Genomic DNA, 22,874 nt, shown 5'->3' with positions numbered 1-22,874 from the left:
CAAGCGGTTGTTCATTCCAGATACATCAGCAGAGGTTTATCGCTATGCCTGACTACAAGGCCCCCTTGCGTGATATTCGCTTCGTTCGTGACGAACTGCTTGGCTATGAAGCGCACTATCAGAGCCTGCCGGCTTGCCAGGACGCTACCCCGGACATGGTTGACGCCATCCTTGAAGAAGGCGCCAAGTTTTGTGAGCAAGTGCTGGCACCGCTGAACCGCGTGGGCGACATCGAAGGGTGTACCTGGAGTGAGTCGGGCGTTAAAACCCCAACGGGTTTTAAAGAAGCCTACAAACAATTCGTCGAAGGCGGCTGGCCAAGCCTGGCCCACGACGTGGAGCACGGCGGCCAAGGCCTGCCCGAATCCCTGGGTCTGGCTGTCAGTGAAATGGTCGGCGCCGCCAACTGGTCGTGGGGCATGTACCCGGGCCTGTCCCACGGTGCGATGAACACCATTTCCGAGCACGGTACCCCTGAGCAGCAAACCGCTTACCTGACCAAACTGGTGTCGGGTGAATGGACCGGCACCATGTGCCTGACCGAGCCACACTGCGGCACCGACCTGGGCATGTTGCGCACTAAGGCTGAGCCTCAGGCCGACGGTTCCTACAAAGTCTCCGGCACCAAGATCTTCATCTCGGCCGGTGAGCACGACATGGCCGACAACATCGTCCACATCGTACTGGCCCGCCTGCCGGACGCACCGGCCGGAACCAAAGGCATTTCGCTGTTTATCGTGCCGAAGTTCCTGCCGAACGCCGATGGCTCGATTGGTGAGCGCAACGCGGTGACCTGTGGTTCCCTGGAACACAAGATGGGCATCCACGGTAACGCCACCTGCGTGATGAACTTCGACGCGGCCACCGGTTTCCTGATCGGCCCGGCGAACAAAGGCCTGAACTGCATGTTCACCTTTATGAACACCGCTCGGCTGGGCACCGCGCTGCAAGGCCTGTCCCACGCCGAGATCGGCTTCCAGGGCGGCCTGAAATATGCGCGTGATCGCCTGCAAATGCGCTCCCTGACCGGCCCGAAAGCACCGGACAAAGCCGCTGACCCGATCATCGTGCACCCCGACGTGCGCCGCATGCTGCTGACCATGAAAGCCTTCGCCGAAGGCAACCGTGCGATGGTGTACTTCACCGCCAAGCAAGTGGACATCGTCAAATACGGCACCGACGACGAAGCCAAGAAACACGCCGATGGCCTGCTGGCCTTCATGACCCCGATCGCCAAGGCGTTCATGACCGAAGTCGGCTTTGAATCGGCCAACCACGGCGTGCAGATCTACGGCGGCCACGGCTTTATCGCCGAGTGGGGCATGGAGCAGAACGTTCGCGACAGCCGCATTTCGATGCTGTACGAAGGCACCACCGGCATCCAGGCCCTGGACCTGCTGGGCCGTAAAGTGCTGATGACGCAAGGCGAAGCGCTCAAGGGCTTCACCAAGATCGTGCACAAGTTCTGCCAGGCCAACGAAGGTAACGAAGCCGTCAAAGAGTTCGTTACACCGCTGGCGGCACTGAACAAAGAGTGGGGCGAGTTGACCATGAAGGTCGGCATGGCCGCGATGAAAGACCGCGAAGAAGTCGGTGCCGCTTCGGTGGACTACCTGATGTACTCCGGTTACGCCTGCCTGGCTTACTTCTGGGCCGACATGGCGCGCCTGGCAGCCGAAAAACTGGCGGCCGGCACTACCGAAGAGGCGTTCTACACCGCCAAGCTGCAGACCGCGCGCTTCTACTTCCAGCGCATCCTGCCGCGTACCCGCACTCACGTGGCCACCATGCTGTCGGGCGCCAACAACCTGATGGACATGAAAGAAGAAGACTTCGGCCTGGCTTACTAAGCCTTACCGGGTTCACTTCCTAAGCCGCCGCTCCTTCCCGGAGCGGCGGCTTTTTTGTGGGCGATAAAAAACCGCAGTACAGCGCTCAGGGATTGCCGCCCGCTGCCGTTACAGTGATGGCAATGTGATACATGCTCGGCAGGTTGTGCTTAACTGTCCGCATCAAGGCACAGTGCCATCATTTTTTTTGCGGGTCGGAGTTTTACCCTTGTCGCGCGTGTCCGCTGTACGGTTCAGTCACTTTTTACCTTCGTTGCTGCTCTTGCTGGCTGGGCTTTCGGCTGCGTACGTCAAGGACCTCAACGTCTTCTTCACCTCGCTGTTCAATGTGTTGCCGACCTTGGTGCTGTTGCTCGGCGGTTCGTACTGCGCGGTGTATCGCCGTCAGCGTGAACTGTTCCTGATGATCACGGTGTACATCGCCTACTTCCTGCTCGATACCCAGACCGACTTCTATCGCGACAACGGTCGCGTACGCGAAGACGCGGCCGTGGTGTTTCACTTGTGCTGCCTGCTGCTGCCGTTGTTGTTCAGCATCTACGCGCTGTGGCAGGAGAAGACGCACCTGTTCCGTGACTTCGTCGCACGTGGCGCGGTGTTGCTGGCAATCGGCAGTGTGGCCTTGGCGCTCGAGCAGAGTTATCCCCAGGCGGTGCTGAACTGGTTGGCGGAGATTCGCTGGCCGGCGCTGCATGGCAGTTGGATGAGCCTGATCCAACTGTCGTACCCAATGTTCCTGATCGGCTTCCTGACCCTGGCGGCGCAGTACTGGTACCAGCCGCGCCCGCTGCATGCGGCGCAACTGGTGGGGCTGCTGGGCCTGTTCTGGATGTTGCCGCAGACATTCATCCTGCCGTTTACCCTGAACATCATGTGCAGCCAGGTGATGCTGATGATCGCCGCCGGTGTGGCCCATGAGGCTTATCAAATGGCCTTCCGCGATGAGCTGACCGGCTTGCCGGGGCGACGCGCGCTGAACGAGCGCATGCAGCGTCTGGGGCGCAACTATGTGTTGGCAATGAGCGACGTCGACCACTTCAAGCGCTTCAACGATACCCACGGCCACGACGTTGGCGACCAAGTGCTGCGGCTGGTGGCGAGCAAGCTGTCCAAGGTCAACGGCGGCGGGCGCGCCTACCGCTATGGCGGTGAAGAGTTTGCCGTGGTGTTCGCCGGCAAGACGGTGGAAGAATGCTTGCCGCACCTGGAGGAGATCCGCGAGATCATCGCCGATTACGACATCAAGCTGCGCAACTCGGACCGTCCTAACGACGACCAACAGGGCCGCCAGCGTCGCTCGGGCAGCGGCGCCTCGAGTGTTTCGGTGACCATCAGCATCGGCGTGGCCGAACGCCAGGCCGAGCAGCGCACGCCGGAGGAGGTGCTCAAATCCGCCGACCAGGCGCTGTACGCCGCCAAGGGCGCCGGGCGTAACTGTGTGGTGGCGGCCGGGCAAACCCGGCGTGGCGCGGTGCGCATGGAGAGCGCTGCCGGTTGAGTGATGGCGGTGTATTCAGCGGTTCTACAGTGATTGTCCGCGGCAGTGGCTGGCAGTAGGTTGAAACCATCTGCTGACGGAGACATTGCCATGCCTGAGTACAAAGCTCCCCTTCGCGACATGCGCTTTCTGATCGACAACGTGTTTGATTTCCACGGCCACTACGCGGCATTGGGCGCGACCGATGCCAGCCCGGACATGGTGGGCGCGATCCTCGAAGAAGGCGCGAAATTCTGCGAGAACGTGCTCGCGCCGCTCAACCGCAGCGGCGATGAAGAAGGCTGCCATTTCGACAATGGCGTCGTCACCACGCCCAAGGGTTTCAAGGAAGCCTTCGCCCAATACGTTGAAGGCGGCTGGCACGGCGTGGCAGCGGACCCGGCCTACGGTGGCCAGGGACTGCCGCAGTCATTGGGCCTGGTGCTCAGCGAGATGATCGGCTCCAGCAACACCTCCTGGGGCATGTACCCAGGGTTGACCCACGGCGCGATGTCGGCGATCCATGCCCATGGCACTGCCGAGCAAAAAGACACCTTCCTGAGCAAACTCACCGCGGGCGAGTGGACCGGCACCATGTGCCTCACCGAAGCCCACTGCGGCACCGACCTGGGCCTGATCAAGACCCGCGCCGTGCCCCAGGCGGACGGCAGCTACGCGGTCACCGGCAGCAAGATCTTCATCTCGGCCGGCGAACACGACATGAGCGCCAATATCATCCACCTGGTGCTGGCCAAACTGCCGGATGCGCCGGCGGGCACCAAGGGCATTTCGCTGTTTATCGTGCCCAAGTTCCATGCCGATTCCGGTGAGCGCAATGCGGTGCACTGCGGCTCCATCGAACACAAGATGGGCATCAAGGGGTCGGCGACCTGCGTACTGAACTTCGATGGCGCCAAGGGCTTCCTGATCGGCGAGGCGAATAAAGGCCTCAACTGCATGTTTACCATGATGAACCATGCGCGCCTGGGCACCGGTATGCAGGGCCTGTGCAATGGCGAGGCAAGCTTCCAGGGCGCGATCAAATACGCCAACGACCGCCTGCAAATGCGCTCGCTGACCGGCGCCAAGGCCCCGGAAAAGGCTGCCGACCCGATCATCGTGCACCCCGATGTGCGCCGCATGTTGCTGACCATGAAAGCCTTCAACGAAGGCAACCGCGCGCTGACCTACTTCACCGCGCAATTGCTCGATACGGCGCACCTGAGCAGCGACGCCACTCAACGCCAGGACGCTGAAGACCTGCTGGCGTTCCTCACGCCCATCTGCAAAGCCTTTATGACCGATACCGGGCTGGAGGTGACCAACCACGGCATGCAGGTCTTCGGCGGCCACGGTTACATCCGCGAATGGGGCATGGAACAACTGGCACGCGATGCGCGGATTGCGCCGATCTATGAAGGCACCAACGGCATCCAGGCCCTCGACCTGCTCGGACGCAAGGTATTGGGCAGCCAGGGCAAGTTGCTGCGTGGGTTTACCAGGATCGTGCATAAGTTCTGCGGGGCGAATGCCGAGCACCCGCAGCTCAGGGCTTATGTGGCGCAGCTTAATCAACTGAACGGGGAGTGGGGCGAACTGACCACCCAAGTCGGCATGGCCGCGATGAAGAACCCCGATGAAGTGGGCGCGGCAGCTGTGGATTACTTGATGTACAGCGGTTACGTCATTCTCGCCTACCTTTGGCTGCGCATGGCGATCGCCGCCCTTGAGCAACAGGACACCGACTTCGCCAAGGCCAAGCTGGCGACATGCGACTTCTACTTCAAACGTCTGCTGCCGCGTACCGCCTCCCACCGTGTTGCAGTGCAAGCGGGCAGCGAATGCCTGATGAGTCTGCCTGCGGAGGCCTTTGCACTGTGATGACTTAAAAATACCAATCAGTCACAAGTGGACCCTATGTGTCTGAAAAGTTGTTCGGGTACACTCTGAGCCTGTAAAACCGACTCTCACCGAATCACTTTTCACGTTCTCACGAGGTTTGCCATGGCTGATTACAAAGCGCCGCTGCGTGATATGCGCTTCGTCCTCAACGAAGTCTTTGAGGTCGCCACCACTTGGGCCCAATTGCCGGCATTGGCAGACACCGTTGACGCCGAAACCGTAGAGGCCATCCTCGAAGAAGCCGGCAAGGTCACCGCCAAATCCATCGCCCCGCTCAGCCGCGGTGGCGATGAACAAGGTTGCCGTTGGGACAACACGGCAGTGTTCACCCCGGACGGTTTCCCACAGGCCTACAAAACCTACGCCGAAGGCGGCTGGGTAGGTGTGGGCGGTGATCCTGCCTTTGGCGGCATGGGCATGCCCAAGGCCGTGTCGGCCCAGGTCGAAGAGATGATCAACTCGTCGAGCCTGGCGTTTGGCCTGTATCCGATGCTGACGTCCGGCGCCTGCGTGTCGATCAACACCCACGCCAGCGAAGACCTCAAGGCCACCTACCTGCCGAAGATGTATTCCGGTGAATGGGCCGGTTCCATGTGCCTGACCGAGGCGCATGCCGGGACGGATCTGGGGATTATTCGGACCAAGGCCGAGCCACAGGCGGACGGTTCCTACAAAGTCAGCGGCACCAAGATCTTTATCACCGGGGGGGAACATGACCTCACCGAAAACATCATCCACCTGGTACTGGCCAAGCTGCCGGACGCGCCAGCGGGTCCGAAGGGCATCTCGCTGTTCCTGGTGCCGAAGTTCATGGTGAACGCCGACGGCAGCCTGGGCGAACGTAACACGGTGAGCTGTGGTTCCATCGAGCACAAGATGGGCATCCAGGCGTCGGCGACCTGTGTGATGAACTTCGACGAAGCCGTGGGTTACTTGGTCGGCGAGCCGAACCGTGGTCTGGCGGCGATGTTTACCATGATGAACTACGAGCGTCTGGGTGTGGGTATCCAGGGTCTGGCGTCCGGCGAGCGTTCCTACCAGAACGCGATTGAATACGCGCGCGACCGCGTGCAAAGCCGTGCACCCACCGGCGCCCAGGCCAAGGACAAGGTGGCCGACCCGATCATCGTGCACCCGGACGTGCGTCGCATGCTGCTGACCATGAAGGCCTCGAACGAAGGCGGCCGTGCGTTCTCCACCTACGTGGCGACGCAACTGGACATCGCCAAGTTCAGTGAAGATGCTGTTGCCCGCGAGCGTGCGGATAACCTGGTGGCATTGCTGACGCCGGTGGCCAAGGCGTTCTTGAGCGACCTTGGCCTGGAAACCACCGTGCTGGGCCAACAAGTGTTTGGCGGCCATGGCTACATTCGCGAGTGGGGCCAGGAGCAACTGGTGCGGGATGTGCGCATCACCCAGATCTACGAAGGCACCAACGGGATCCAGGCGCTGGACCTGATGGGGCGCAAGATCGTTGGCAGTGGCGGGGCGTTCTATACCTTGTTTGCCGATGAGATCCGCGCGTTCATCGCTTCGGCGGGCCCCGAGCTGGCTGAGTTCACCAAACCGCTGGGCGTGGCGGTGGATAACCTGGATGAGTTGACCGCCTGGGTGCTGGACCGCGCCAAGACCAACCCGAATGAAATCGGCGCGGCGTCGGTGGAGTACCTGCACGCCTTCGGCTACATGGCGTATGCCTATATGTGGGCACGCATGGCCAAGGCCGCGCTGGGCAAGGAGTCGCAAGAAGACTTCTACGCCAGCAAGCTCGGCACCGCGCGTTTCTACTTTGCCCGCCTATTGCCACGTATTTATTCGCTGAGTGCGTCGGTAAAAGCCGGTAGCGAATCATTATTTTTGCTGGATGAAGCCCTGTTCTAAGGGCTTGGAGGGCGTGTAAGCATTCTCTTACATGACGTGCTGCTATTCGTCCTCTATCGCCAGATTGGATCCACCGATAATCTACTTCACATGGACGTCGCGCAGGAAGCGCAAAGCAACAACACGGACACGTAGGATTCTGCCAGGATGGCGGAGTGAAATGGATGTCAGGGAAACAGTCTGCAAAGCCCCGCTTCGGCGGGGTTTTCTTTTGCCCGCGAAAAAGTCAGGCGATGACCTGCGGGGCATTCATCACGTCTTCCAGCAACGTGCGCAGCAACGCCACCGTCGCCTGCTGGCGCTGCACATCGCGGCACACCAAGCCCACTTTCAGCGGCACCCTGGGTTCACTCAAGGGTTTCCACAGCAGCGACTGGCTATTGTGTTCATCCTGGGAACGCCCCGGCAGCACCGTCGCCAGTTTTGTGTGAGGCAAGCTGTCGAGAATCCCCACCATGGTATTCAGTTCCGCCTGCACTTGCGGGCGGCGTCCGAGGTTGGCCAGTTGGCCCTGCCAGATCTGCCGGACCTGAAACTCTTCGCCCAGCAGCAACATCGGCAACTCGGCCGCCTGCTTCAGCGAGACTTTCTTGAATTCGCGCAAGGGATGGTCCTCGGGGATTACCACCTTCAACTCATCTTCATACAACAACACGCCGTGCAGCCCTGGCTGGCGTGGCGGCAGGTAGCTGATGCCGATGTCCAGCGAGCCGTTCAGTAAGCGCCGCTCAATCTCAAGTCCGGTCAATTCGTAGATCTGCACCACCAGGTGCGGCTGGGCCTTGCGCACGCGCTCGAGCATCTGCGGCACCAGGCTGGTGTGCACGGTTTGCAGCACGCCGATGGCCAGCGTGCGCATCGCCTGACCCTTGAAGTTGCGCAACGCTTCCACCGCCTGTTGCAGACCATCGATCAGCGGCAGGGCGTGGTTGTACAGCGTATGCGCCGCCAGAGTCGGGAGCAGGCGCTTGCTGCTGCGCTCGAACAGGCTGACATCCAAGTTCTGTTCCAGTTGGCGAATTTGTTGCGACAGCGCCGGCTGGGAGATCGACAGGCGCTCCGCGGCCCGGCCTACGTGGCCTTCCTCATACACCGCGACGAAATAACGCAGTTGCTTGAAATCCATAAGGCTTACTTATCGAAAAAGCTGGAAAAACGAAATGGCTGTTGGCCCCTGAGGCGCCTAGTCTAGCGCCTATTCGCAGGGCTTACAGGGCCGGATCGGGCAATGAACAGCGTTTATGTTGATAGCGTTTACATAGGCAAGGCAAACAATCTTCAACCAAGTTACACCACGCGTACCGACCAAGGTCCGGTTGCCAGCGGGGGTGAGGTGTGAACCTGTTCAATATGCGCCGCGCGGCGCCGAGCCTGGACGACCTGATCCTCGATACGCCAGGCGACAGCGCTTCCAGCGAAGCGCTGATGCCCACGGTGGCGCGTCCGGCTCAAGTATTTGTGCGTGGCCAGGGTTCCTGGCTGTGGGACAGCGACGACCGCGCGTACCTGGACTTCAGCCAGGGCGGCGCCGCCAACAGCCTCGGCCACAGCCCGCAGGTATTGATCAAGGCGTTGGCCGACCAGGCGCAGGCGCTGATCAATCCGGGCCACAGCTTGCATAACCGCACACAACTCAACCTCGTCGAGCGCCTTTGCCATCGTACCGGCAGCGACCAGGCGTACCTGCTCAACAGCGGTGCGGAAGCCTGCGAAGCCGCGATCAAACTGGCGCGCAAATGGGGCCAGCTGCATCGCGGCGGCGCTTACCGCATCATCAGCGCGAGCAGTGGTTGCCATGGTCGCAGTTTCGCGGCGATGTCGGCGTCGGCTGGGGCCATTGAAAACCGATTTGAGCCGCAATTGCCGGGCTTCAGCCACGTGCCGTTCAACGATCTGTCGGCGCTGCATGCCGCCGTGGATGCACAGACCGTCGCGATCATGCTCGAACCGATCCAGGGCGAAGCCGGCGTAATCCCCGCAACGGAACACTACCTTAAGGGCGTCGAGCGCCTGTGCCGTGAACTGGGGATCCTGCTGATCCTCGACGAAGTGCAAACCGGCATAGGCCGCTGCGGCACCTTGCTCGCCGAACAGCAATACGGCGTACGTGCCGACATCATCACCCTCGGCAAAGGCCTGGGCGGCGGCGTGCCCCTCGCAGCGTTGCTGGCGCGTGGCACAGCCTGTTGTTTCGACGTGGGCGAACTGGAAGGCACGCATCATGGCAATGCGCTGATGGCGTCGGCCGGGGTTGCCGTACTCGATACGGTGCTGGAGCACGGCTTTCTGGAGCAGGTGCGTGAGTCCGGGCTTTACCTCGGTGAAGGCCTGGCCCGCCTGGCCTACCGCTATGACCACGGTCAATTGCGTGGCCACGGCCTGATGTGGGGCCTGACGCTGTCGGATGATTCTGCGGACGCTGTCGTAAAGGCTGCACTGCACGAAGGCCTGATCCTAAACGCCCCGCAACCGAACTGCCTGCGCTTCACCCCGGCCCTGACAGTCAGCAAAAGCAACATCGACGAAATGCTCCTGCGCCTGGCCCGCGCCTTCTCCCGCGTGCGCACCGCACAGCTGCAATGCCGCAAGGGCATCGCCGTTTAATCCCCTATTCCTGAACCGTCTCGCGGCCTACGCGGCGCCTCCGGCCTGATTCTTTTGGCTGGGGGCGTTTTTTTGTCTGTGTAACAGCGATGGGTGGCCCAACGCCAGATCCCACTGAACCCTCACGAACCGCCAAGGTCGATTAGCTACACGGCTCACACGAGCCGATTTTTTGGAGCTGACCCATGGACATCATTCGTATCATCATCGCCATTCTGCTGCCGCCACTGGGTGTGTTCCTGCAAGTGGGTTTCGCCGGCGCGTTCTGGCTGAATATTCTGCTGACCCTGTGCGGTTACTTCCCAGGCATCATTCACGCGGTGTACATCATCGCCAAGCGCTGAGGCCCTCAGCCTTTTGCGATGAGTCGTGAATTGCGCTCATTGCGAAAGGCCAACTGTTCGATGGTCTGGGTGGCATGTTCAGCTTCTTCCCGTGCTTGAAGGATGATGCCGTGCTGCTCGGACTTGCTGCACACCGGGTCGGCATTGCTCGCATCCCCCGTGAGCATGAAGGCCTGGCAACGGCAGCCGCCGAAGTCCTTTTCCTTCTCGTCGCAGGAACGGCACGGCTCGGGCATCCAGTCGTAGCCGCGAAAGCGGTTGAAGCCAAATGAGTCGTACCAGATGTGCTGCATGCTGTGGTCACGCACATTGGGAAATTGCACTGGCATCTGTCGGGCGCCGTGACAGGGCAGGGCGGTGCCGTCTGGCGTTACTGTCAGAAAGATACTCCCCCAGCCGTTCATGCAGGCTTTCGGGCGTTCTTCGTAGTAATCCGGTGTGACAAAAATCAGCTTGCACGGGTGGCCTTCGGCTTCCAGCTTGGCGCGGTATTCGTTGGTGATGCGTTCGGCGCGCACCAGCTGTTCCCGTGTCGGCAACAAGCCCACACGATTGAGCTGCGCCCAGCCGTAGAACTGGCAAGTGGCGAGCTCTACGAAGTCTGCCTCAAGCGCAATACACAGCTCGATGATACGGTCGATCTTGTCGATATTGTGCCGATGGGTGACAAAGTTCAGCACCATCGGGTAGCCGTGCGCCTTCACCGCGCGGGCCATTTCCAACTTTTGCGCGAAGGCCTTTTTCGACCCGGCCAGCAGGTTGTTCACTTGCTCGTCGCTGGCCTGGAAGCTGATCTGGATATGGTCGAGCCCCGCCTTCTTGAAGTCGCTGATCTTCTGCTCGGTCAGGCCGATGCCGGAGGTGATCAGGTTGGTGTAGAACCCCAGCTTGCGTGCCTCTGCGATCAGCTCGGCAAGGTCCTGGCGCACCAAGGGTTCACCGCCGGAAAACCCCAATTGTGCAGCCCCCATTTCGCGGGCTTCGCGAAACACCTTGATCCACTGCTCGGTACTCAGCTCTTTACCCTGCTCGGCAAAATCCAGCGGGTTGGAGCAGTACGGGCACTGCAACGGGCAACGGTACGTCAGCTCGGCCAATAGCCACAGTGGCAACCCGATGGCTGGCTTTTCAGGCAAGGGTGATCCAGTGCTCAGCACGGGCGACCTCCATGAATTGCTCGATGTCATCACCCAGCTCAGGCACGCCTGGGAATTGCTTATCCAGCTCAGCGATGATGGCCGCCACGTCACGCTCGCCGTCGATCAAGCCGCCGATCAGCGCGGCGCTGTCATTGAGCTTGATCATTCCCTCGGGGTAGAGCAACACATGGCCTTTTTGCGCGGGCTCGTACTGGTAGCGATAGCCCGGGCGCCAGGTCGGTGTTCTGCTGCGATCAAAGCTCATAGGGTGATCCCCTTATGCCACACCCGCTGGTCGGTCACGCTGTGATACGGCGGGCGTTTGAGTTCGTAGGCCATGCTCATGGCATCCAGCATGCTCCACAGGATGTCCAGTTTGAACTGGAGAATTTCCAGCATGCGCGCCTGGCCTTCGCGGGTGGTGTAGTGCTGCAGGGTGATCGTCAGCCCGTGCTCCACATCGCGCCGGGCTTGGCCGAGGCGAGTGCGGAAGTATTCGTAGCCGGCTGGGTCGATCCAGGGGTAATGCTGCGGCCAGCTGTCGAGGCGCGACTGATGGATCTGCGGCGCGAACAACTCGGTCAGCGAGCTGCTGGCGGCTTCTTGCCAACTGGCGCGGCGGGCGAAGTTGACGTAGGCATCCACTGCAAACCGCACACCGGGCAACACCAGTTCCTGGGAGCGCAGTTGGTCCGGGTCGAGGCCGACCGCCTGGCCCAGGCGTAGCCAGGCTTCGATACCGCCGTCCTCACCGGGAGCGCCATCGTGGTCGAGCAGGCGCTGGATCCACTCACGACGGATCTCACGGTCTGGGCAGTTGGCCAGGATCGCCGCGTCTTTCAGCGGGATGTTCACCTGATAGTAAAAACGGTTGGCGACCCAGCCCTGGATTTGCTCGCGGGTCGCGCGGCCTTCGTACATCGCCACATGGTATGGGTGATGGATATGGTAGAAGGCGCCCTTGGCCCGCAGGGCTGCTTCGAATTCGACGGGTGTCATCGGCGTGTCAGTCATCTCGTCAGCTCCTACAGTTCAATGCTCATGCCGTCGTAAGCCACTTCGACATTGCGCCGCACCAGTTCCGCTCGCTCGGGGGAGTCTTCATCGAGGATCGGGTTGGTGTTGTTGATGTGGATAAGTACCTTGCGCTGTTCAGGCAACTGCTCCAACACGTTGAGCATGCCGCCAGGGCCGTTTTGTGCCAGGTGGCCCATTTCGCGGCCGGTACGAGTGCCGACGCCACGGCGCTGCATTTCGTCGTCATCCCACATCGTGCCGTCCACCAGCAGGCAGTCGCTGCCGGCCATGATCTCCAGCAACGGCGCGTCGACCTTGCCCAGGCCCGGGGCGTAGAACAGTTTGCCGCCGGTGCGCAGGTCTTCGACGATCAGGCCGATGTTATCGCCTGGGTGCGGGTCGAAGCGGTGGGGCGAGTAAGGCGGCGCGGCGCTGCGCAGTGGCAGTGGGGTGAAGCGCAGGTTGGGGCACGCCGGGATGGTGAAGCTGGCGTCCAGCTCGATACGGTTCCAGGCCAGGCCGCCGTTCCAGTGGGTGAGCATGGTGAACAGCGGGAAGCCGGTGCTCAGGTCTTCATGGACCATGTCGGTGCACCACACCTGGTGTGGGCAACCCTCGCGCAGGCTCAGCAGGCCGGTGGTGTGGTCGATCTGGCTGTCCATCAGGATGATCGCGCTGATGCCGGTATCACGCAGGGCGCGACCGGGTTGCATCGGTGCAAAACCTTGCAGTTGCGCGCGGATATCCGGCGAAGCGTTGCACAGCACCCAGTTCACGCCATCGTCGGAGATCGCGATGGACGACTGGGTACGCGCCTGGGCCCGCAGGCTGCCATCACGAAAACCTGCGCAGTTCACGCAGTTGCAGTTCCACTGCGGGAAACCACCGCCGGCGGCGGAACCTAGAATCTGGACAAACATGGCAGCTCCATCAAGCTCAAAACAAAAACGCCCCGGGCGAACCGAGGCGTTGTATTACCCAGCGGATTAACGGCTGGCGAAGTACATGGTGACTTCGAAACCGATGCGCAGATCAGTGTAAGCAGGTTTGGACCAGGTCATATTCTTACTCCTACGAAGGGATGGGACGTTCACTACCAAGCAATACATATAGTCCACCTCCAGTCGGAGATGTTCAGCTTTGTGCGCAGGAATGTTACGCAATTCTTTTCAAGTTAGCGCTGTCTTGGCGGAAAAAGCTTTTTGCAGGGGCGGCAATGATCAGTCGGCCGCTTGCCAGTCATCACTGATGCGCGGGCCATTGGCCACGCAGTGCCAGCCGCCGGCAGCGTCGTTTAATTGCTGGGCGGCGCGCTGCAGTGCTTCTCGGGTAGAGGTTTGGATGTGGGTCTGAAGGTGTTCCAAGTAGCCCGACGGATGGCCCGCCAGATGCGCATGCCACAGCAGTTCGGCGGCTTGGGCGTTGGGCAGTGTCTGCGCTGAGAACTGCTGCGCCAGGACCAGGCTGCCCAGGTCGTCGTTGCTGTTGATCAGCGCCGGCAGTTGTTTCAGGAAGGTGTTCAGGTGATCAGCGATGCCTTCCAGGGAGACGCTGGGGGATTGCACGCCGAATAGCAGGCCGGTCTGACCGTTTATCTGTCGGATGCCGCTGAATACGGCGTAGCCGATTTGCAGCTCTACGCGCAGGTGCTGATAAAACGGCGCCTGGAGCAGATGGCTGAGCAGTCGCCATGCGGCTTCGTCCTCCAGCGACGCGCTCGGTGTCGGGCAAAACAGCAGCAGGGCGGCTTCGGTTGAGTCGGTTTCCACCGCGTGCCAGATACGTTGGCCGCTGAGGGAGGGGAGTACGGGGTTGAGGTTCGCCGGTTGCCCTGGCAAACGGGTCACCGCTGTTTTGATCGCGGCTTCATTCGCGGCGGAGAAGCCCAGCCCCAGGCCTTGCCACGATGTCGAGTCGGGCGTGCTCACGCTGCAGCAAGCGGGCAGCGCCTTTAACAAGGCTCGGATGGCAATCATGGGCGGCGAGACGGTTGGGGCAGCCTGCGGTTCGCCCAGGCGTTGTGCCAACACCTCCAGCACGGCTGGGATGGGCTCCTGCAGCCCGACCATCTTCACCAGCCCGTCATTACCCAGGCTTTCGAACGACACGTCGACGCCCGCCTGCCGGGCATTTTCACGCAACGACTGCACTGCGCTTTCCAGGCCAGACGGGGCAGACTGCCATTGCAGATACAGGGCGCCTTCATCATTGTCATCCGTCAGTGCCTGGCTGAAGACCAGCGCCGATACATCACGACGTCCTCGTGAGCGATCCTGGGCAAAGGTGCGCAACCCTCGGTGGGCGCTGGTCTGGCCGCGAATCAGGCCGGCGCGTTCTTCCTTGACCGGTGGGTGCAGGAACGGATTGTTCGGCGGCAGTTGCCACGTGTGCGCGGCGGGTGGCAGGTGCAGTGACTCGAGCATGATCCTGAGGGCGATGACAGCCTGTTCCGAGAGTGCCTCGCTGTCGTGTCGCGCCAGTGCCAGGGCGCCTTGGGTCTGTTGTTGGCGAGCGGCCAGCAAGGCGAACTCTTCCCGCAAGGCTGTCCAGTCGCTGTGTGCGAAAAAGCTCAACCAGTCGTGCAGCAACGCCTCGATGCGCGTCGCCGATTCAACAGGATTACTGAGCGTAACGTCGATATCCAACACGGCTTGCCCGGCGAAGTGATACAGCACCGACGCCTGCAGTGCGCTGGCCAGCCCTTGAGTTTTCAGTTGCGCCAGCAACCCGCCGGGTGCCGAAGCGTTGAGCCAGGTGCAGAGGAATTCCAGTGCTTCACGCGGAGCGTTACAGGTGATGACGTGGTGCAGGTGATCATTGGCGATGTGCTGATAGCGCTGCGCTTGCCCCTGCATCAATGCCGGTGGCGCGGAGTGTGGGCGAAGAGGGCCTGAGGTCAGTTGCTCGCTGAACTGCTGTGCCAAGCCTTCCAGCGCTTCCAGCGGCTGTGGACCTGCCAGGCTCAAGGTCATCTGGCCGCTCTGATAGAACTGTGCGTGGAATTCCCGCAATGCCTGCTGAAACGCCTCACGTTCCACCGGCAGGCTGTCGCGGTTGCCCGCATGAAAACCCCGCAGCGGGTGGTCAGCCGCCAGCCCTTCCAGTAACGCGACCTGTTGCTGTGCCTTGGCATCCTGGGACCAGGCGACAAACTCGGCGTGCAGCACTTCGCGCTCGCGCAGTTGATCCTCCAGCGTCAGGCGCGGGTGGGTCAGCATGTCCACCAACCGCTCCAGCCCACCGGAAAACGTCGCGACCGGCAGTTCAAAGAAGAACTCCGTGGTGCGCTCGCGGGTGCTGGCATTGACCTGCCCGCCATGCCGTTGCACGTAGGCCATCAACCCTTCGCTCGCGGGAAAACGCTCGGTACCGAGGAACAGCAGGTGTTCGAGGAAATGTGCCAGCCCCGGCCACACCAGCGGTACGTCATGGCTGCCGGCCGCCACCCGCAGAACGGCGGCACAACGCTTCAAGCGCGGCGCATGTTGCAAGGCAACCCGCAAGCCGTTGGCCAGGGTCAGGTGAAGGTGATGAGGCTGGGCCGGCGCAGGCATGGGCACTTCCGAAACGTAGAATGTGCCCATGTTAACAAACCGCTCACAAACCGGCTGGATCAGGACTTGTGCAGTGCACCGTATAACTCGGGGCGACGATCTTGCAGGTAGTGATTGGCAGCACGGGCGTCGAGGATCGACTGGCGATCCAGCTCACCGACGATCAGCGCTTCATCCAGGCCCGCCTGGGCGATGCGCAGGCCATTCGGCGCGGCGATGCTGCTTTGCCCGCAGTACTGGATCTCGCCTTCGTGCCCACAGTAGTTGGCGTAGGCCACATAACATTGGTTTTCAAAGGCCCGTGCCCGCACCGTGACATCGGCGACAAAGTCGAACGGCACCATATTGGCGGTGGGCACCAGGATCAGTTCGGCGCCTGCGAGGGCCAGGCGTCGGGTGTTTTCCGGGAACTCCAAGTCATAGCAGATCAGGAAGCCGAGTTTCCAACCGTTGAGCTCCACCAGCGGGAAATCATCGTCGCCGGCGCTGAACATCGAATGGTCCAGGTCACCAAACAGGTGAGTCTTACGATAGTTGCACAGGCGCTGGCCGTGGGCGTCAATCAGCTGCACGGCGTTGTAGATCTGGCCGTCCTCGGCGCGCTCCGGGTAACCGTACAGAATCGCCAGCCCGGCGCTTTTGGCCAGTTCGCCAATCGCCTGCGCCGACGGTCCGTCCTGTGCCTCGGCCAAGGCGCCAACGGCCTCGGTGCCGATGTTGTAGCCGCTCAGAAACATCTCCGGCAGCACCAGCACGTCGGCGTCGGACGCCTCGTGGGCCAGCTGGTGCAGGCGCTTGAGGTTGCCGGCCACATCCAGCGGCAACGGTGGGCATTGGTACAGGGCGACGCGCATGCTCAACTCCTTAATCGGCCAGGGCGATTGGCCCGATTTCATCGAATACATCACCCGGCCCTGGGTTCTCGGGGTGGGTGCTGCCACCGAAGTGAGTCATGATGCCCCACACCGCGTTCAGCGAGGTTTGCACCGCGCCTTCCACCCAGGCTGGGGTCCAGGACACATCATCACCGGCGATAAAGATCCCACGTTGTTCGGCGGGCATGTCCTTCTGCATGAAGTGCGCATACATCCGCTGGTTGTAGCGATAGTGGCCGGGCAACGCGCCTTTGAAAGCCCCGAGGAAGTGCGGGTCGGCTTCCCAGGACACGGTGATCGGGTCACCGATGATGCGCGCCTTGATATCGACCTTCGGGTAGATCTTGTTCAGGGCGTCGAGGGCCAGCTTCACGCGCTTGTCGATGGGCTGCGGGAGCATTTTCAGCGCGTCACTCATCCACGAGTACGACAGACAGATCACGCCAGGCTTGTCGTCGCCATTGTCGAACAGGTAAGTGCCACGGGTGAGGCGATCGGTCAGGGTCATGCTCATCAGGTCGCGGCCGGTTTCGGGGTCTTTGTCCTTCCAGAACGGGCGATCGACCATCACAAAGGTTTTTGATGACTGCATGTAACGCGTGCGATCCAGGGCCATCCACATCTTTTGTGAGAACAAGGTTTCGTCGCACTCGATCTGGGTGGTCAGCAGCCAGCTCTGGCAGGTGGTGAGCACGGCGGCATATTCGCGGGTGTCACCGTAGTTGTCGGTCACCGCGAAACGGCCGTCGGCCGCGTGGGCAATCCGCTTGACCCCGGCGCGCGGTGCGCCACGGTGCAGCGAACTGAGGCTGGTGCCGGCCGGCCAGTGGGCGCACTGCTCCGGTACATGGCGCCAGATGCCCATCGGCACTTGGGCAACGCCGCCGACCACCAGGTGTTGGTGGTCGTCGCAGTTGGTCATCACCACGCGGAAGATTTCCAGCATTGAGTTGGGGAAATCCGAGTCCCAGCCGCCCGTGCCGAATCCGACCTGGCCAAACACTTCGCGGTGATGGAAGGACAATTTGGCAAATGCCTCGGAGGTGGCGACGAAGTCGTAGAAGGTGCGGTCGTCCCACAACGGCACCAACGTGTTCCACAGTTCTTTGAGGCGCGGTACGTCACGGTCGCGGATGGCTTGCTGGATATCGCCGAACTGCGAGCCGGCTTCCAGGGCGTCCGCCCAGGCGTCAGCCACTTCCTGGAACAGGACCGGCAAATCGGAGAGTTTCTGTGCGTAGTGAGTCTGGCCTTCGAGGTCGATCACGGTGCTGCCGGACGCCGGGGTCAGCGGGTTGGGGAAGGGTTTGGTCTCCAGGCCGAGCTTGTCCACATAGTGGTAGAAGGCGGTGGACGACACCGGGAAGCGCATGCCACCCAACTCGGCGATGATGCCTTCGGCGCCCTCAAAAGCCTGGGAGCGCAAACGGCCGCCCATTTTCGAGGCTTCGTACACCACCGGCTTGAGGCCCAGTTTCATCAACTCATAAGCAGCCACCAGGCCCGCAATCCCGGCGCCGACGATCGCCACTTCGGCGCCATGATTGGCGACGGGGATGCTGCCCAGGCCTGCAGGGTGTTCAATCCAGTCATCGAAGGCAAACGGAAAGTCCGGACCAAAGATGGTGATGGGTTTCTTGCCGTCGGCGGGGTGGCGATTGGTCTTGCTGAAGGTGCTGGACGGAATGCTCATGGCTGACCTTACTGGCGACATCGGCGGATGTGACCCGCTGAGTATAGGAAAAGATGGCAGCCAGTTTAGGGCGTGTAGCGTTCGTTAATAAGACGCAAAGTGTCGTCGAATTGATCTGTTTTTAGTCAGAATGACGAGCATCGTGATCAGATTGGTTGTCCGCGATCCAATTTGTTACTGAGGATGATCGAGGTGGTGGTTTTCTCCACCCCGTCGACGCTGCCGATCTGGTCCAGCAATTGGTCCAGCTGTTCAGGCGAATCAGTACGCAGCCACGCGACGTAATCGAACTCGCCACTCACCGCGCATAACTGTTGCACCTGGGCCATGGCACTCAGCCTGCGCAGCACGTCCTTGCCCGAGCGCGCCTGCACCGTGATGCCTACGTAAGCCTGCAAGCCACCGTCGACCACACGTTGCCCGAGGCGCACGCCATAACCGGTGATCACCTGGGTTTTCTCCAGGCGTGCCAGGCGTGACGTCACGGTAGTGCGCGCGATGCCCAACTGCCGGGCGAGCATGGCCACGCTTTCGCGGGCGTTGAGCTGCAGGGCGGCTATGAGTTGGCGATCGATTTCGTCTAGGGCGGGCAAGGTGGGCTCCAGAGTGTGGGCGGTGGCGGGAAGCATATTACAGGCTTCCAGACACACAAAAGCCGCGCAATGCGCGGCTTTCAAGATGGTGGGCCCAGTAGGACTCGAACCTACGACCAAGGGATTATGAGTCCCCTGCTCTAACCAACTGAGCTATAGGCCCTCAGTAGGCCGCGGATTATAACGATGGTTTACCCGCTGTGCCATCCGAAAAATCCCCAATGCTCATACGAAGAAACGTCGTGGCAAAAAGCGCCGGTGGTAACGGCAGGCTGACGATGTAGCCCTGCATCTGTTCGCAGCCTTCGGCGGCCAGGAACGCTTGCTGTGCGGGGTTCTCCACGCCTTCGGCGATGATGGTGAATTGCATGCTGTGGCCCAGGGCGATGATGGCGCGCACGATGGCGGCGTCGTGGGGATCGTCGGGTAAGCCGCGGACGAAAGATTGGTCGATCTTGAGGAAGTCCAGTGGCAGGCGCTTGAGGTAGCTGAGGGATGAGTAGCCGGTGCCGAAATCATCAATCGCCAGTTGTACGCCCAAGTGTTTGAGTTGGTGCAGGACCTCCAGCGCTTCTTCGGCCTGGCTCATGATGAAGTTTTCGGTGATCTCCAGCTGCAGGCGGCCTGGGTCAAGGCCATAGTCGCGCAGCAGCTGTTCGATGCGGCCCAGCAAGCCGGGGTGACGCAGTTGCGCGCCGGCGAGGTTGACCGACAGTGGGCCGAAATCATCGAATGTGCCTTGCCAGGCGTGCAGTTGTCGGCAGGCCTGTTCCAGTACCCAATCGCCAATCTGCAGGATTGTGCCGTTTTCTTCGGCCAAGGCGATGAAGTGCTCGGGGGGGACATCGCCGAAGGTGGGATGGTGCCAGCGGATCAGGGCTTCGGCGCCGATCAATTGCTGGGTGGCCAGGCTCAGTTTTGGCTGGTAGTACAGGCTCAATTCGTCGCGCTCTATGGCGCGGCGCAGTTCATGTTCCAGGGCCACGCGCTCGTTGGCTTGGGCCGTGAGGTCGCGGGTGTAGCTTTCGACCCGGTTGCGGCCCTTGGCCTTGGAACGGTACATCGCGGCGTCGGCATTTTTGACCAGGGTGGCGACGTCGGTGCCGTCCTCGGGGTATAGGCTGGTGCCGATACTGGCGCTGATAAAGAACTCGTGCTCACCCGCCTGGAAGGGGGGAGTGAAGCAGGCCAGCAGTTTATTGGCCAGGTGCTGGGCGTCGCTGGCGTGCTGGAGGCCGGGGAGCAGGATGATGAATTCATCCCCGCCCAGGCGAGCGACGGTATCGATGTCGCGCAATTGTTCCTTGAGGCGCACGGCAATGTCTTTGAGCAGCAGGTCGCCTATCGGGTGGCCGAGGCTGTCGTTGATGTGTTTGAAGCGGTCCAGGTCGAGAAACAGAACGGCGCCCTGCTTGCCGGTTTCCTGATGCCCGTTGAGGGCGGCCTGTAGTCGGCTTTCGAACAGCGTACGGTTGGGCAGGCCGGTCAATGGATCGTGGTGCGCCTGGTAGTCGAGGCGGGCCTGGGCCAGCTTGAGGCTGGAAATGTCGGCAAATACCGCAACGAAGTGCGTGATCAACTGTTCGCGGTTGCGTACCGCACTGATCGTCAGCCAGCTGGGGTACAGCTCGCCGTTTTTGCGTCGGTTGGAAATCTCGCCCTGCCAGTGACCCTGTGCGGTCAACTGGTGCCACATGGCGGCGTAGAAGGCGCTGTCATGCAGGCCAGAGGCGAGCAGGCGCGGGGTCTGGCCGAGGGCTTCGGCCTCGCTGTAGCCGGTGATCTCGCTGAAGGCACGGTTGACGGCGCTGATGTGCTGTCGGGTGTCGGTGATCAATACGCCTTCGGCCGTGCTCTCGAACACGGTGGCGGCCTGTTGCAGTTTTTCCTGCATCAGCTGGCGTTCGGTGATGTCCCTCGCAATCGTCAGCATGCAGTCGTCATCGCCGATGGGCAGTGGGCGGCTGGACAGCTCGCACAGGCGAATCTGCCCATCGTTGCGGCGTATATGGCAGATGAAGTCCCGCACAAAGCCATCGCGCGCCATCAGTTCCAGCATGTGTTTGCGTTCGTTGAGGTCGACCCAGATGCCCAGGTCCAAGGTTGATTGGTCCAAGGAGGCCGCGCTGTTGAAACCGGTGATGCGACTGAAACCGTCGTTTACTTCAAGCAACAGGCCATCGCGCTGTCGGCTCAACAGCAAGCCGTCGGGAGAGGCATGGAAGGCCTTGGCGAATTTCTCTTCGGAGGTTTGCAGTAGTTGCTGGGTTTCCTTGAGCTGGGTGATGTCGCGCACCACCACCACGATTGCCTCAGTGGTGTCGAGTTGAAACGGCTCGGCGGAGATAAGGCCGGTAAAGGCCTGGCCGTTGTTGCGCAGAAACGGCATTTCCAAGTTGCGGATGCTGGTGGTCTGCACCCGTTTCAACAGGTCCGGGCCGATGCCTGGAATCCCCCAAATGTTCAGCGCGGTGGCCGTTTTGCCGATCACGTCTTCGGCCTTCAGGCCTACTTGATCCTCGAACGCTTTGTTGACCTCCAGCAGGCAGCCATCGGACAGTCGCGCGATCACCAGAATGTCCGGGCACTGTTGGAATACCGAGGCAAACTTCTGTTCGGAAAGCTGCAGCGCCTCTTCGGTGCGTTTGGCTTCGCTGATGTCGATCATCAAACCGCGCAACACAGGCTCATGGCCGTGCTCGATCAGGCTGACAATGTCACGCACCCACAAGCAACGGCCGTCGGCGGTGATCACCCGGTAATCAATGCTGTGGTCGCGGTTAGCACGGGTTTCGCGGTAGCAGTAGGCTTCGGCGCGGAGCAGGTCGGCGGGGTGGATGATGTTGCGCCAGAACCCTGGGATCAGCCAGTGCGCGCGCGGATAGCCGAGCAGTTCCTCGGCGTGCGGCGACACGTAGCTGTAGGTGAAATCGGTGACGCTGGCTTCCCAGGCAATGGCGGACAGGCTCTCCACTAGGCCGCGGTAGTGGTATTCGCTGCTGCGCAGTTCCTGTTCGAGGGCCACGCGGCGGGAAATTTCCGAACTGAGTCGGCGATTGATCCGAATCACAATGGCTAATACGGTAATCAAGAGCAGAACCGCGGGTAGGCCATACAGCAGCAGATCGGTCCAGAACGTACGGTTATCGGTGAACTTGCCTACCCAGTGTTGCTGGATGGTGTTGGTTTCTTCCGGGCTGAGGTCGGCGAGGACTTTGTCGAGGATGCCGACCAGCATCTTGTCGTCGCGCGGTACTCCCATCGCCAATTGATAGCGGTAGGGGGTTTCGCCGCTGACATACAGCCCGTCCAGCTTGAGTTCGCGCAAGCTCCAGACACTGGAGGCCAGGTCGCTGACCACGGCGTCCACTTCGCCGGTAGCCAGGGCCTGCAGGGTTGAGCTGACGTTGGGCATGGCCACCAGATTAAGGTCGGGGTGGTGAGTGCGCAGTAATTCGTGGGGGGCGTAGTTTTCCACCACGGCGATCTTCAGCCCGTACAGGTCCTTGAGATTGCGCGGTCGTACGCCGCCTTCGTGGGCAAGGATGACCATCGGGAAGTCGATATAGGGGCGTGTGAACGCCAAATAATTCTGCCGTTCGGGCGTCGACATAACGCTGGGGACAAGGTCGAGCTGATTGGCTCGGGCCAGTTCCAGGACGGCACTCCAGTTCGGCGTTTCGATCACCTTGATCCTGACGCCCAAACGATCCTGGATCAGGCGCACGTAATCTGCCGCCAAGCCTTGGTAGCGGCCGTCTTCGTCACGGTATTCAAAAGGTGGCCATGAGGCGTCCACCCCGAGGCTCAGCTCCTGATGGTCCGCCAGCCAGCCACGCTCATCATCGGTAAGAGTCAACGCGCCAGCCGTTGCGGTCCAGGTCAGCAGCGACAGCAGTAGCACAGTCGACAGTCTGGGCATAACGGTCTCGTTATGGCACGGGG

17 protein-coding genes and 1 tRNA gene are annotated in these 22,874 nt (G+C 61.1%); 6 read left to right on the top strand and 12 right to left on the bottom strand.

Going from position 1 to position 22,874, the window contains the following annotated elements:
• Nucleotides 1-44: 44 nt before the first annotated feature.
• From ACI512_RS00445 to ACI512_RS00430, 4 genes are all read left to right on the top strand, one after another.
• Nucleotides 45-1,850: a phenylacyl-CoA dehydrogenase gene (locus ACI512_RS00445; RefSeq protein ID WP_015886203.1), complete on the top strand. Its 1,806-nt coding sequence runs from the start codon at nt 45-47 to the stop codon at nt 1,848-1,850.
• A gap of 208 nt (nt 1,851-2,058) precedes the next feature.
• On the top strand, nt 2,059-3,348 hold the full coding sequence (locus ACI512_RS00440) for a diguanylate cyclase (protein WP_043205994.1): 1,290 nt from the start codon (nt 2,059-2,061) through the stop codon (nt 3,346-3,348).
• 90 nt (nt 3,349-3,438) lie between these two features.
• Complete coding sequence (locus tag ACI512_RS00435; RefSeq protein WP_102061903.1) at nt 3,439-5,208, top strand: acyl-CoA dehydrogenase C-terminal domain-containing protein; 1,770 nt, start codon at nt 3,439-3,441, stop codon at nt 5,206-5,208.
• A gap of 123 nt (nt 5,209-5,331) precedes the next feature.
• Nucleotides 5,332-7,110, top strand: coding sequence for an acyl-CoA dehydrogenase C-terminal domain-containing protein (locus ACI512_RS00430; protein ID WP_405121572.1), 1,779 nt, complete (start codon nt 5,332-5,334; stop codon nt 7,108-7,110).
• A 226-nt stretch (nt 7,111-7,336) separates the two neighbouring features.
• Here the strand turns inward: ACI512_RS00430 and ACI512_RS00425 are convergent, their stop codons facing one another.
• Complete coding sequence (locus tag ACI512_RS00425) at nt 7,337-8,236, bottom strand: LysR family transcriptional regulator (protein ID WP_015886199.1); 900 nt, start codon at nt 8,234-8,236, stop codon at nt 7,337-7,339.
• A gap of 209 nt (nt 8,237-8,445) precedes the next feature.
• On the opposite strand from ACI512_RS00425, the gene ACI512_RS00420 reads away from it, so the two are divergent.
• The gene (locus ACI512_RS00420; RefSeq protein ID WP_093542444.1) at nt 8,446-9,714 is read left to right on the top strand and encodes an aspartate aminotransferase family protein; all 1,269 of its coding nucleotides are present in this window, start codon (nt 8,446-8,448) and stop codon (nt 9,712-9,714) included.
• Nucleotides 9,715-9,899: 185 nt separating this feature from the next.
• On the top strand, nt 9,900-10,058 hold the full coding sequence (locus ACI512_RS00415) for a YqaE/Pmp3 family membrane protein (RefSeq protein WP_010207008.1): 159 nt from the start codon (nt 9,900-9,902) through the stop codon (nt 10,056-10,058).
• Between the two features lie 5 nt (nt 10,059-10,063).
• Here ACI512_RS00415 and pqqE read toward each other — a convergent pair whose 3' ends face one another.
• From pqqE to ACI512_RS00360, 11 genes are all read right to left on the bottom strand, one after another.
• Nucleotides 10,064-11,245, bottom strand: a complete 1,182-nt coding sequence (gene pqqE, locus ACI512_RS00410; protein WP_268947254.1) for a pyrroloquinoline quinone biosynthesis protein PqqE — start codon at nt 11,243-11,245, stop codon at nt 10,064-10,066.
• Entirely contained in the window at nt 11,187-11,462 is a 276-nt protein-coding gene (gene pqqD / locus ACI512_RS00405) for a pyrroloquinoline quinone biosynthesis peptide chaperone PqqD (RefSeq protein ID WP_101273278.1), read from the bottom strand. The genes pqqE and pqqD overlap by 59 nt, the downstream gene beginning before the upstream one ends.
• Nucleotides 11,459-12,211 carry a pyrroloquinoline-quinone synthase PqqC gene (pqqC, locus tag ACI512_RS00400; protein ID WP_236379083.1) on the bottom strand — a complete coding sequence of 251 codons (753 nt, stop codon included), beginning with the start codon at nt 12,209-12,211 and terminating at the stop codon, nt 11,459-11,461. Before pqqC ends, pqqD begins: the two co-directional genes overlap by 4 nt.
• A gap of 11 nt (nt 12,212-12,222) precedes the next feature.
• Nucleotides 12,223-13,134, bottom strand: a complete 912-nt coding sequence (gene pqqB / locus ACI512_RS00395; RefSeq protein ID WP_236379085.1) for a pyrroloquinoline quinone biosynthesis protein PqqB — start codon at nt 13,132-13,134, stop codon at nt 12,223-12,225.
• Between the two features lie 66 nt (nt 13,135-13,200).
• A complete protein-coding gene (gene pqqA / locus ACI512_RS00390) occupies nt 13,201-13,275 on the bottom strand; it encodes a pyrroloquinoline quinone precursor peptide PqqA (RefSeq protein WP_003194766.1) in 75 nt (24 codons plus the stop codon).
• Nucleotides 13,276-13,434: 159 nt separating this feature from the next.
• Nucleotides 13,435-15,768: a pyrroloquinoline quinone biosynthesis protein PqqF gene (pqqF, locus tag ACI512_RS00385; protein ID WP_405121878.1), complete on the bottom strand. Its 2,334-nt coding sequence runs from the start codon at nt 15,766-15,768 to the stop codon at nt 13,435-13,437.
• A gap of 59 nt (nt 15,769-15,827) precedes the next feature.
• A complete protein-coding gene (locus ACI512_RS00380) occupies nt 15,828-16,622 on the bottom strand; it encodes a carbon-nitrogen hydrolase family protein (RefSeq protein ID WP_236379087.1) in 795 nt (264 codons plus the stop codon).
• 10 nt (nt 16,623-16,632) lie between these two features.
• Entirely contained in the window at nt 16,633-18,336 is a 1,704-nt protein-coding gene (locus tag ACI512_RS00375; RefSeq protein ID WP_236379089.1) for an NAD(P)/FAD-dependent oxidoreductase, read from the bottom strand.
• 146 nt (nt 18,337-18,482) lie between these two features.
• Nucleotides 18,483-18,965 (bottom strand): Lrp/AsnC family transcriptional regulator, encoded by a 483-nt coding sequence (locus ACI512_RS00370; RefSeq protein WP_102061908.1) that lies wholly within the window; start codon nt 18,963-18,965, stop codon nt 18,483-18,485.
• Nucleotides 18,966-19,015: 50 nt separating this feature from the next.
• Nucleotides 19,016-19,092 (bottom strand) — tRNA-Ile (locus ACI512_RS00365).
• A 15-nt stretch (nt 19,093-19,107) separates the two neighbouring features.
• A complete protein-coding gene (locus tag ACI512_RS00360; protein WP_236379091.1) occupies nt 19,108-22,851 on the bottom strand; it encodes an EAL domain-containing protein in 3,744 nt (1,247 codons plus the stop codon).
• Between the last annotated feature and the right edge of the window lie 23 nt (nt 22,852-22,874).

It is taken from the genome of Pseudomonas petroselini, assembly GCF_045037875.1.
Classification (GTDB): Bacteria; Pseudomonadota; Gammaproteobacteria; order Pseudomonadales; family Pseudomonadaceae; genus Aquipseudomonas; species Aquipseudomonas petroselini.
The sequence above is the reverse complement of the archived record's forward strand: the minus strand, read 5'-3'. Positions and strand labels throughout refer to the sequence as shown.